Source organism: Pseudoalteromonas sp. NBT06-2, assembly GCF_002276045.1.
Classification (GTDB): Bacteria; Pseudomonadota; Gammaproteobacteria; order Enterobacterales; family Alteromonadaceae; genus Pseudoalteromonas.
Genome location: NZ_NQMR01000095.1, coordinates 24,664 through 36,446, shown reverse-complemented (window position 1 = coordinate 36,446; position 11,783 = coordinate 24,664). Strand labels below are relative to the sequence as shown.

Genomic DNA, 11,783 nt, shown 5'->3' with positions numbered 1-11,783 from the left:
TCGAGAACAACTGAAATTTGGAATTTAATACGCCTTGGGTGTTAACTTTAGCCCTTAGAGGGCGTAATCAAATAAGCCTCCGGCTCTGCCGACGGTAATTTAACTATAGACAACAATTAACAGGAACAGAGCCAAAAGTTTATACTGGAGAATGTAACTAAAAGGATGTTAGGTTGTTTTTCTATGTTGATTTATCTGTCATTATTCACTATATCAGAATTAAATAATCTCTTATAAATCAGATGACTAATGATGTTGTAAAAAACACTTGACTCAGAACCCCGATCTTGATTTATTACTCTCTTTTGAGAGCAATAAATTATGACTTAGCCATTTACCAAATCACTTGAGCACCACGGATTAGTGGCTGGCTTTTGCAAAGAAATAGATCTTGCGAGTATTATTTATCGTGCATTAGGCACGTCAGAACATCGTCAAATGAGTTTTGGAAACCTCTTTATTACGATGATTATTAATGAGTTAGGGGCCGTTGGCAGAACACTGCATATGTATAGTGAATATTTTTCTGACAAACCGTTAGAGCGCCTTATTGCTCCGGGTATTAAGCCAGAGCATATCAATGACGATGCGTTAGGTCGTTGTCTCGATGCGCTTTATGAACATGGGGTTTCATCACTGTACCAAAACATTGGCGAAGCCGTTGTTCAGCATTTAAAGTCTCTGTCACTCCGTTCATCTTGACTCAACAAGCTTTCACTATGATGGTGTAGAAAAGCTATGTGATGATGACATTAATCATATTGAAATAACAAAAGGTTATTCACGTGAGCCTCGCCCAGAGCTAAATCAAGTTGTGCTTAACCTCATTTGTGAAAATCAATCAGGTATCCCTGTTTACATGAAGCCCGGCAGTGGCAATATCAACGATATGGACGGATTTAAAGAGATAGTTAAATCGCATATAAAAAGCCTAAAAGCAGCGCAGTCGTGTCGTTGTCTCGTGGCTGATGCTGCTTTGTACGTACAAGAAACAATCATCGAGTTGGATAAATTAGCTCAGTTATTTTATCACGCGCGTGCCACAAAAATTAAAAGAAGCGAAAACATTAATTGAGCAATCATCAACACGTGATTTTACCGACATGGGTAATGGATACTCAGGCGTTTGGCATAGCTCAACGTATGGTGATGTTGCACAAAAGTGGCTATTAATTCATAGTGAACGTGAGGAATACAGTTTAACAAAGCGTATGCTGAAAAAATCAGACACAGAGCGAAAAAGTTTTAAAAAACTCTCGCAACAAAGGTTTTCCTGCAAACATGACGCACAAAAATCACTTAAGTTAGGCGCAAAAAACAGACGTACAGTGATGTTATTTAAGAGATAATTAGTTTGCCAATCTACGCTAAGAAAGGTCAACCTAAAAAAGAACAAACACCAGAGCGTATTGAGTTTAAAATAACAGGTAGTCTTTTTATTTCACTTGAAAAAAGAGTGAACACAATTAAGCAGCTAGGTTTTTTTATCATAGCGACTAATGACTTAAGTGAAGACATGACCATGGGTAAAATGCTCAGTACTTACAAAGAACAGCAATCGGTTGAAAAAGGTTTTCGGTTTTTGAAAAGCCCAGAGTTTTTAACTAACTCAATATTTTTAAAGAAATCAGAGCGTATAGAAGCTTTATTAATGGTAATGACAACTTGTTTAATGATTTACGCCTCGTTAGAGCACCAAATACGCAAGAAGTTAAAAGAAAAAAGCTTTATTTTCCAGAGCAAAAGAAAAAGCCTTATCAAAACCCAACAGCCCGTTGGGTATTTCAATGCTTCCAAAGTGTCACAATTATTTATTTAAAAGATCAGGCACCAATGATTGTTAACAGGAAAGAGCGACAGCAAATTATAATTGACTGTTTAGGTGATATTTATAGGGAAATGTATTCTTAAAAATGGTGCGGAAGATAAGATTTATATGTTTTTAGTCAATTTAAAAATTAAAACAAACCAAAAAATGAAGCATTTTTAACTTTTTTTAACTTTTTTTAACTTTTTTTTATGAAAATGAACATTGTTAACTTTTTTTAACAATTCAGTATTGTCGCTAATGTTTTAGGGGGTTGTTTATTTTTTTTTGTAAAGTATTTGTAATAATAAATGTTAAATTTAAATTTATTAATATAAAAAATCGAATATCCTTACACATCAAGTTGACAGGGCTTGATCCATTTTGCATTATTGGTAAGTTGATGCCTATTTTATAGGTATTAAATCCTGGTTGAATTAAATCAGTTTTAAATTCTAAAAAGTTACATTACTTAAATTGGTTGGGAACTATGTCTGTTAAAATCAGAAAGAGCCTTGTAGCATCTGCGTTGGTTGGCGCATTTGCATTAGCAAGCAATAATGTGATTGCAGATCCTTTGAATGACCTTCATAAAGCTGAAGCGAAAATTCATAAGGCCGCTGTTAAATCGCAAGTTAAAATCGACAATGTATATGAACAAACGCAAGAGTTAATTGCTGAGTATCGTAGTGTTGTTGACGAAAGAGAAATCATTAAAGTTTATAATGATCATGTAGCACGTTTGGTTGCAGACCAAAATGCTTCTATCGAATCTTTTAATGATCAAATCACAGAAATCGATAAAACGAAACAAAACGTTGTGCCTTTGATGTATCGCATGATCGATACGCTTGAGCAATTCATCAAAGCGGACGTTCCATTCAATACTGAGAAACGTTTAGCACGTATTGAACTTCTTCGTAGCACTATGGTTAGCTCACAAGTAACTACTTCTGAGAAATACCGTCAAGTACTTGAAGCATATCTTGTTGAGAAAGATTACAGTTCAGTTGTTAACGCCACTCAAGGTGTGTTGAAACTAGATGGTCGTGATATCACTGTAGATTTCGCTCAAGTTGGTCGTATTTCATATGTTGCTCAGTCTTTAGACATGAAAAATGCATGGGTATGGAACAACTCGTCAAGAGCTTGGGATGCATTAGGTGAAGAATACCTAAAACCAGTTACTACTCTTATTCGTATGGCACGTAAGCAAGCGTCATACGATCTTGTTAAACTACCTATCTTTGGCGCGGAGTAAAACTAATGAAGAAACTTTTTAAAGGTTTTGCTGTTGCTGCAGTACTATCAGTTTCTGCTGGTGCAGCATTAAATGCTCACGCAAATACAGCTTCTCTAGATAAAATTTTAGAGCAAGTAAAAAAAGATCGTATATCTGAAGGTAAAATTAATAAGCAACGTGAGCAAGAATTTCTTTCTGCACGCGCTGATAAAAAAGCTTTGCATAATAAAGCAAAACGTGAACTCGCTGCTGAAAAAGCACGTGGTAAGCAGCTTCAAAAACAATATGCACAAAATGAAATTACGTTAGCAGAAAAAGAGCAAGCGCTTGAAAATGCTAAAGGTACCCTTGGTGAAATGTTTGGTGTTGTACGTCGTGCTGCATCTGAAACAATTGGTTCAATTGAAGCATCTTTAGTAAGTGCTGAAAAACCAGGTCGCGAAGTTGTATTACGTTCATTAGCAGAAGCTAAAAAACTTCCTACTACTCGTGAACTAGAAGAGTTATGGATTGCACTTCAAACTGAAATGACTGAGTCTGCTAAAGTATCTAAATTTGATGCTGAAGTTGCTCAACTTGATGGTGCAACGAGCATGATGCAAGTGACTCGTATTGGTAACTTCAACTTAGTGAGTGACCAAGGTTACTTAATCTACCACCCTGAAACAAAGCAAATTCAACCTTTAGGTCGTCAACCAGGCGGACATATAGTAGGTTCTGCTTCTGACTTGATTTCAGCTTCGTCAGGTTCATACTCAGCTTTTTACTTAGATCCAACACGTGGTTCAATCCTTCGTCTTAATACACAAAAAGCGACGCCTGAAGACCGTTTCCACCAAGGTGGTACTGTTGGTTATGTAATTGCAGTGTTATTAGTTGTTGGTTTCTTAATTGGTTTCGTTCGTTTAGCTGCGCTTACTGTGATCGGTGGCAAAATGAAAGCCCAACTTAGGACTCCTAATGTGCCAAGTGAAAATAATCCACTCGGTCGTATTCTTAAAGTGTACATTGACAACAAAAACCAAGATGTTGAAAACCTTGAGCTTAAACTTGATGAAGCTATCATGAAAGAAACTCCAAGCATTGAAGCTGGTATTAACATCATTAAGATTTTCGCTGCTATTGCTCCGTTACTAGGTCTACTAGGTACGGTGGTAGGTATGATCGAAACTTTCCAACAAATTACTTTGTTTGGTACTGGTGACCCGAAAATAATGGCTGGTTCAATCTCAATGGCTCTCGTAACTACTGCACTAGGTCTTATTGCCGCGCTTCCATTAATTTTCTTACATGCTGTTGTAGCAGCACGTAGTAAATCAATCGTTCACGTTCTTGAAGAACAAAGCGCTGGCATCATCGCAGCTCACGCAGAGAAGGAAAAAGCTTAATGTTATTCCTGATAGAGTTATGGGAATCTGTCAGGGATTTTGTGGCTACAGGCGGCCAAGTACTTTATGTGGTCGCGATAGCACTTTTCATTATGTGGGTATTAATGATAGAGCGCTATTGGTTCTTAACTACCGAGTTTCCTCGTATGAAAAAAGGAATAATCGCTAGTTGGGATGCCCGCCAGGATACGACATCTTGGTACGCACACAGAATTCGTGAAGCATGGATTTCTGAAGCATCCGAAAATTTAAGCCAGCGTATGTTGTTGATTAAAACTTTGGTAGCTGTTTGTCCTTTAATCGGACTGTTAGGTACTGTAACTGGTATGATCGCTGTTTTTGAAACAATGGCAAACCAAGGTACAGGCAACGCACGTTTAATGGCAGCTGGTATATCAATGGCAACAATTCCGACTATGGCTGGAATGGTTGCGGCGCTATCTGGTGTATTTTTTAGTACACGCCTTGAAGCTAAAGCGAAAGTTGCTCGCGCTTCATTAATTGATAGTTTGCCACATCACTAGAGAGAGATTTAAATATGGCACGTAAACAACGTTTTCGTGAAGAAGAAGACGCTGCAGTTGATATGACACCGATGCTTGACATCGTGTTCATCATGCTGATCTTCTTCATCGTGACTACTTCATTCGTTAAAGAAGCGGGTATTGAAGTCAATAAACCTAAAGCAGCACAAGCAAGTAAGCAAAAAAATGCAAATATTTTTATTGCTATCAATGCACGTGGTGAAGTTCATATGGACAAGAGTGTTGTTGATATTGAACGTGTATCTGCAAAACTTGAAAGTTTATTAGCTGAACAACCAACTGATGTTGTCATTATCCAAGCAGATAAAGAAGCAAAACATGGTATTGTTGTTAAAGTAATGGATGCGATTAAAACGACAGGTGTTTCTAGAATTTCTATTGCAGGAGTTCCTTGATGATTCGTTTTCTGTTTTCACTTATTGCAGGTGGGGCAGTTACTTTCGGCTTGTTCTTTTTCATGGCCTTTCTTATCTCCGGTGGAGATAAGAGAGCTGAAGATGAAAAGGAAAAAATCATAGTCGAAATTATGACGAATCCGCCTGAATCTAAGGTGCAGCAGCGTAGACGTGTTCCGCCGCCGCCGCCGCCGCCGCCAAAACAGCCGCCTAAACCGCAGCCACCACAGCCTGATAACAGTACGCCTGATGCTGGAGCTTTGTCATTTAATATGCCAAGTATCAATGTAGGTGGTTCAGCTGGAGGACTGAGTGGTCCTGGTGCATTTGGTCGTGATGGTGATGCTACACCAATCGTTCGAATTGAGCCTAAATACCCAGTGCAAGCTGCACGAGATGGTAAAGAGGGTTGGGTACAGTTGTCTTTCACTATCAATGAACTTGGTGGTGTTGAAGATGTTAAAGTTATAAAAGCTGAACCTAAACGTATCTTTGATCGTGAAGCGAAACGTGCTCTACGTAAGTGGAAGTACAAGCCTAAAGTTGTTGATGGTAAAGCGATGAAACAACCAGGCCTTCAAGTTCAACTAGACTTTAAAATAAACCAAGGTTAAGGAGGAATAGAAATGAAACATTTTTCAAAAGTAACAGCTCTTGCCCTACTTATCTCTTTGGGTGGTGCAGTTGTTTCACCTACAGTTATGGCCAAGCCTAATTACGAAGAAATTGAAAAACGTAAAAAAGCTAAAACCAAAATAATGGGTGAACGCACAGGTAAAAAAGTAGTTAAAGCATTTGATCTTTATAATGAAGAAAATATAGATGGTGCGCTTGCTCTTTTACTTGAACTAAAACCTTCTAATGCATTTGATAAAGCAACAGTTTTTTTCTACTTAGGGCAGTTAAATGCGCAAAAAGAAAATTATTCTGCAGCTATTAAATACATGAAAATGGCTATTTCTGAAGATGTTCTCAACTTTAAAGATCAAGCTCAGTCAATGAAATTGATGGGAGATTTGTATGCAGGTACTAAAAAATACAAAGAAGCCAAAGATATTTATATGGATTGGATGGACTTTACTGGTGAAGAAGATGCCAATGTTTACATCCGAATTGCACAAGCGAATTATGAGCTTAAAGCATTTAAAGATGTAATAGCACCGGCTGATCGTGCCATCGCTTTGCAAAAAGCTGATGAGCCAAAAAAAGCACCATATGATTTAAAAGTTGGTGCTTACTATGAGCTCAAAGACTACAATAATGTAGTTAAAGTGGCTGAAACTGTGCTAAAAACTTGGCCTGAAGTTCCTAAATCTTGGACTCAATTAGGTAAATTTTACATGCAAGTTGAAGACTATAAAAAAGGTCTTTCAACGATGGAAATTGCTTATAAAAATGGTTTCTTTGAAACAGAAGTTGATTATAAAATATTAACTAGCTTCTATTCACTTAACGAAATTCCTTACAAAGCCGGCGTAGTGTTCGAAAAGGCGATGAAAGATAAAAACGTTAAGCGTACTAAGCAAAATGTAATGGCGATGGCAAGTTATTTTCATCAGTCAAAGCAAATTGTTAAGGCGTCAAAGTACTACCAAGAAGCTGGTAAATTTGATGACGATGCTGAATTGTATCGTAAATCAGGTGCATTATTGCTACAGAGTGAGAAGTTTAGTCAGTCTGTTAAAGCATTAAACAAAGCCATTGAATTAGGTTCTAAAAAGAAAGGTCGTATTTATGCTGATTTAGCTGATGCTTATTTCCAGCAAGAAAAATACAAAAAAGCTTATTCTGCAATTATGGAATCGGCTAAAGATCCTAGAACACGTAAATTTGCGAAAAGCTGGTCTTCTTTTATTAAAGAAAAAGCAGCACGTAATGGTGTGAAGATCTAAAGTTAATTTTAGTAAGTTCAAAAGCCCTATTCATTTTATGAATAGGGCTTTTTGTTTATACAAATAACTAATTAATTTGGTGTATTGAATATGCGTTTTCACCTTTTGCTTCTGCTTTTTCTAGAGAGTTAGCTGTTTTAACAAATATTTCCTCGAACTCTATCGCGTGAGATGGCAATACATTAATAGCACCTACGGTTAAATTAACTTCTACACATTCTCTGATTTTATTATGTATTCGCTTAATGACAATATTAGTTCCCTCACCATTTAGGTCAAATAAGCCAATTGCAAAAAAGTTGTTATCAAAACGACAAATTATGTCATTACTACGGTAAGTTGATTCTTGTAATAGATTTGCAATTTTTATAAAAAAATCTTTTTCAGTTTTATTTTCAAGATTTACGTGGGGATCTAAAAATAAGACAGATAAAGAAGTTTTATCTCTAATAAACTTATGCCATTCTCTATTTAGTATTTCCATAAAATATGCTTGATTGTATAATCCTGTTTCACTATCTCTGAATGATGCATTTTGAAAAGAAAATATCATAGGTCCCCCTTTAATTTACGCTCATTAATAAGGTTAGATTAGCTTGAACAAAATCACACAGTTTATATTTATATTTTTAACACCTATATTAGTTGCTTGTAGTGAACCAACAATATCTAAAAGCAAAAATATTCAAGACACAATTGTCAAGCTGAAGGCTTTAAACCAATTACTTTACCCTGTGAATACCAATCTAAGTGGTACATTGCACTTTCCATTTAATGACAAGTATTTGATACAAAGAAATAAAATTTATGCCGATTTAGCACAATCTAAATCAAGTGAAATAATATCTAAAAAAGAATTGGATTATTTGAAGATACAGCAGCGTTTTCCAGAGCGTTACTTCCCATGGCCAGCACAAATTGATGTGTTAAATAAAATTTTTTTAAGTGGTTTTACTGAACAAAAACAATCAATAATAATAGAAGCGACAACTTGGGTTAAATTTGTTAAGCAAAGACTGCAAGAGGCAACACTAAGTAAAATTAAACTTAATAAAATGGCACATACTGATCTGATATTACGAATTGCGCTGGTTAGCGAAAAATTAAATAGTTTAAGTATAAATGAGCATGGTGAATTAGTGGGTTTAACAAACGCATTGAACGAACTTAGAAATTATCTATTACAGTACAAACCCAGAAACATGCTAGGGCTCAGGCAAATGCCCAATGGTGTGAATTGGTATCAATCTAAGCTTAACTATTTCTTAGCAAAAGTTAAGGCTCCTGATGAATGGTTAATATCAATCCAAAATGAATTAAAAAATATAAATACCGTAAGAATCAAATCGATGGATAAAATATTGGATGAGGGAGGACAGAAAACCATGACAAATATTGGATTTAACATGCCAGAACCTTTGTTAACGATTTTGATATCTGAATTTAAAAACTTCCTAACGGAGTCAATAGTATCCGGTTTAGACTGGCAACAGGGCTATATTAATTACAATAAAACATTTGAAAATTTATACGCACATAACAAAAATATAGGAACAGATTATAAATATTTTTGGTTAACAGTCGCTGAAATAGATTTAGGTATTCATTACCAAGGTTGGAGCTTTAAACAAGCTGCACACGTTTTAAAAAAACGTATTGTACTTAATGATGAAGAAGTTAAGTCTTTAATCGAATATGTTGTATTTAATCCTGCGCAAATAATGTCTGGTGCTCGTGTACTATTAAATACACCTAATTCAAATTGACTAGCTGTATTACTTTTTCATTTATTGTCGGAGAAATTTTATCAACGAATGATAGGGAGCTGTCTCAGTAGTCTATTATGATGTAAATTGCGTAATAACATGACTTTGAGCAGTCAGCGGTTATTTGGTGACCAAAGCTGAGGTTATTATGCAGTAAATCAATTAAATGATATTTACATGTTTTTTTAACATATTTAAAACATCATCTTTTAATTTTAATCGTTTTATATCTTCAAATAGTTTTGATGCTTCTGGGTATGTTAGTTGTAAAAAGCGAAGCCATTGTTTTGTTCTTGCAGAAAAATATTTTTCTTTTTTAGGTTTTTCATTATGCATAGAAGAATCTATTATATGAACTAGAATACTTTGCCAAGATAGTTCGGTGTATTCTTGAGATAAGTTAGCATTCATTATTTGCTTGGCAAGATCCGGTTTGGCTAATACCCCTCGGCCTATCATGACATCATTACAGCCACTTCTAATTTTACATATTTTATAATCATCTAAATTCCAGACCTCGCCATTGGCAATGACTTGCATAGTATGAGGTTGGGTCATTAATGGCTTTATTTTTTCCCAATAGGCTGGTGGGCGATAGCCATCTTTTTTAGTTCTTGCATGAATTGTTATGGTATTAGCGCCAGCTTGATTTACGGCATCAAATATTTCTTGAGATAAGTTATCATCATCAAATCCTAATCGAATTTTAGCTGAAACTTCATTAGCTAAAGGTACTGCTTCTCGTACTTTTTTGACTATTTGATGGATATGTTCAGGGGTTTTTAATAAAACAGCACCGCCCTTACTTTTATTGACAGTTTTAGCTGGGCAGCCAAAATTAAGATCTATGCCATGTGAGCCTAATTCAGATGCAATAAATGCATTCTCAGCTAAATAGTCAGCATCTTGACCTAGCAGTTGAACTCTAACAGGTGTGCCTGCTCGAGTTCGGCCCTTTGTTAATAGTTCAGGGCAATAACGATAGTATACTTTTGGTGATAAAACTTGATCCACAATACGAACAAATTCAGTAACACATAAATCGAAGCCACCAATATCAGTAAGCAGCTGTCGCATATTAAAATCAACTACACCTTCCATAGGTGCTAAAATAAGTTTCATAGAGGGCTCTGATACATTAAAACAGGATTGGAGATTTTACAGATAAGTATCTTCTTGATAAATGTTTATTTAACTTGCATAGTCATATTTACGATAAGTTAGAACAAATTTTTAAATTTAATAAAATTAATTTGAAATAAAACTATCTATGTCAAGGTCTTCATAAGTAATTCAAATATTCGTGTAATTAAATGGACATCCAATATGAAAACATTAAACAAAAAATCTATCGCTCTAACATTAGGTGCTGCTGCTATTGGAGCAACTAGCTTAGTTTCAGCTAATGCACATGCTAACCCTTTTGAAATGCAAACTATGTCTGCGGGTTACCAGTTGGTTTCTGGTGAAGGCAAATGTGGTGGCGATATGAAGAAAAAAGAAGGAAAGTGTGGTGAAGGAAAGTGTGGCGGCGATATGAAAAAAGCCAAGAAAGAAGGTAAATGTGGCGAAGGTAAGTGCGGCGGCGACATGAAAAAAGCCAAGAAAGAAGGTAAATGTGGCGAAGGTAAGTGCGGTGGCGACATGAAAAAAGCCAAGAAAGAAGGTAAGTGTGGCGAAGGAAAGTGTGGTGGCGACATGAAAAAAGCTAAAAAAGAAGGAAAATGTGGTGAAGGCAAGTGCGGTGGTGACATGAAAAAATCCAAGAAAGAAGGAAAATGTGGTTCTCATAAATAACATTCATTTAAATTATTTAAATGGTCAGGTATTCTGGCCATTTTTTAGGTAAGTAAGTATGAATAACAATATATCTTCATTAGGCGCTGCAGGGCTAGGCCTACGTAGAGAAATGTTAGATGAAATGATTGAGAGTTATCCTACTGATGTTGATTTTTTAGAGATCGCACCAGAAAACTGGTTAGTTTTAGGTGGTACATTTAGCAAAAAACTTAAAACATTAACTAAAAATCATAATTTTGTATGTCATGGGTTATCGCTTTCTATCGGTTCTCCTGAGCCATTAGATATAGACTTTGTAAATCAGTTAAAGCCTTTTTTTAAAGAGCATAAAATAAAGCTTTATAGTGAGCATTTAAGTTATTGCTCTGGTAAGGGCCATCTGTATGATTTGATGCCTATTCCTTTTACAAACGACAGTGTAAAATATGTATCAGATAGAATTAAGCAAGTTCAAGATATATTGGAAATGAAAATAGCGATTGAAAATGTATCTTATTATGCTGCACCTGGACAAGAAATACCTGAAATTGAATTCTTAAATCAAGTATTAGAGTTATCGGATTGTGATTTATTACTCGATGTAAATAATATTTATGTTAATGCGATAAATCATAAATATGATGCAATCGAATTTTTAAAAATGTTGCCCACTAAACGCATTGCTTATGGTCATATTGCGGGTCATTATGATGAAGCCGATGATTTACTTGTAGATACACATGGTGCTGATGTTATTGATCCAGTCTGGTCTTTATTAGCAAAAGCTTATGAGTTTCATGGGATCTTTCCTACTTTATTAGAGCGTGATTTTAATATTCCACCAATGGCTGATTTGATTGCAGAAGTAAATCAAATCAAATCCATTCAGCAATCATTTAAATCTTCATTGGTATCTGACTCCGGTTTAAATGTACCTTCAATAGCAAATAAAGTAGTACAGGTGTAAT

Annotated in this window: 11 protein-coding genes and 1 pseudogene; 10 read left to right on the top strand and 2 right to left on the bottom strand. The window is 35.6% G+C overall.

Going from position 1 to position 11,783, the window contains the following annotated elements; genetic code table 11:
• Positions 1–339: 339 nt before the first annotated feature.
• The 7 genes and pseudogenes from CJF42_RS17160 to CJF42_RS17130 form a co-directional block, all read left to right on the top strand.
• Positions 340–1,911 (top strand): annotated as a pseudogene (locus CJF42_RS17160) (IS1634 family transposase); the annotation flags it as partial.
• A 386-nt stretch (positions 1,912–2,297) separates the two neighbouring features.
• Positions 2,298–3,068 (top strand): DUF3450 domain-containing protein, encoded by a 771-nt coding sequence (locus tag CJF42_RS17155; protein WP_095367853.1) that lies wholly within the window; start codon positions 2,298–2,300, stop codon positions 3,066–3,068.
• Between the two features lie 5 nt (positions 3,069–3,073).
• Positions 3,074–4,438, top strand: a complete 1,365-nt coding sequence (locus tag CJF42_RS17150; protein ID WP_095367852.1) for a MotA/TolQ/ExbB proton channel family protein — start codon at positions 3,074–3,076, stop codon at positions 4,436–4,438.
• Positions 4,438–4,962: a MotA/TolQ/ExbB proton channel family protein gene (locus CJF42_RS17145; RefSeq protein ID WP_095367851.1), complete on the top strand. Its 525-nt coding sequence runs from the start codon at positions 4,438–4,440 to the stop codon at positions 4,960–4,962. Before CJF42_RS17150 ends, CJF42_RS17145 begins: the two co-directional genes overlap by 1 nt.
• A gap of 14 nt (positions 4,963–4,976) precedes the next feature.
• Positions 4,977–5,378: an ExbD/TolR family protein gene (locus CJF42_RS17140; RefSeq protein WP_042145850.1), complete on the top strand. Its 402-nt coding sequence runs from the start codon at positions 4,977–4,979 to the stop codon at positions 5,376–5,378.
• Complete coding sequence (locus CJF42_RS17135) at positions 5,378–5,992, top strand: energy transducer TonB (protein ID WP_095367850.1); 615 nt, start codon at positions 5,378–5,380, stop codon at positions 5,990–5,992. The genes CJF42_RS17140 and CJF42_RS17135 overlap by 1 nt, the downstream gene beginning before the upstream one ends.
• A 12-nt stretch (positions 5,993–6,004) precedes the next feature.
• The gene (locus tag CJF42_RS17130) at positions 6,005–7,270 is read left to right on the top strand and encodes a tetratricopeptide repeat protein (protein ID WP_095367849.1); all 1,266 of its coding nucleotides are present in this window, start codon (positions 6,005–6,007) and stop codon (positions 7,268–7,270) included.
• Between the two features lie 67 nt (positions 7,271–7,337).
• On the opposite strand, the gene CJF42_RS17125 is transcribed toward CJF42_RS17130, so the two are convergent.
• Positions 7,338–7,823 carry a diguanylate cyclase gene (locus CJF42_RS17125; protein WP_095367848.1) on the bottom strand — a complete coding sequence of 162 codons (486 nt, stop codon included), beginning with the start codon at positions 7,821–7,823 and terminating at the stop codon, positions 7,338–7,340.
• 43 nt (positions 7,824–7,866) lie between these two features.
• Between CJF42_RS17125 and CJF42_RS17120 the strand changes: the two genes are divergently transcribed.
• Positions 7,867–9,036 carry a hypothetical protein gene (locus tag CJF42_RS17120; RefSeq protein ID WP_095367847.1) on the top strand — a complete coding sequence of 390 codons (1,170 nt, stop codon included), beginning with the start codon at positions 7,867–7,869 and terminating at the stop codon, positions 9,034–9,036.
• Positions 9,037–9,198: 162 nt separating this feature from the next.
• Here CJF42_RS17120 and CJF42_RS17115 read toward each other — a convergent pair whose 3' ends face one another.
• Complete coding sequence (locus CJF42_RS17115; protein ID WP_095367846.1) at positions 9,199–10,158, bottom strand: tRNA-dihydrouridine synthase; 960 nt, start codon at positions 10,156–10,158, stop codon at positions 9,199–9,201.
• A 204-nt stretch (positions 10,159–10,362) separates the two neighbouring features.
• Between CJF42_RS17115 and CJF42_RS17110 the strand changes: the two genes are divergently transcribed.
• Together CJF42_RS17110 and CJF42_RS17105 are read left to right on the top strand one after the other, a co-directional pair.
• Complete coding sequence (locus tag CJF42_RS17110) at positions 10,363–10,833, top strand: HvfA family oxazolone/thioamide-modified RiPP metallophore (protein ID WP_095367845.1); 471 nt, start codon at positions 10,363–10,365, stop codon at positions 10,831–10,833.
• A gap of 58 nt (positions 10,834–10,891) precedes the next feature.
• The gene (locus CJF42_RS17105; RefSeq protein ID WP_095367844.1) at positions 10,892–11,782 is read left to right on the top strand and encodes an HvfB family MNIO-type RiPP peptide maturase; all 891 of its coding nucleotides are present in this window, start codon (positions 10,892–10,894) and stop codon (positions 11,780–11,782) included.
• The last annotated feature ends 1 nt before the right edge of the window (position 11,783 follow it).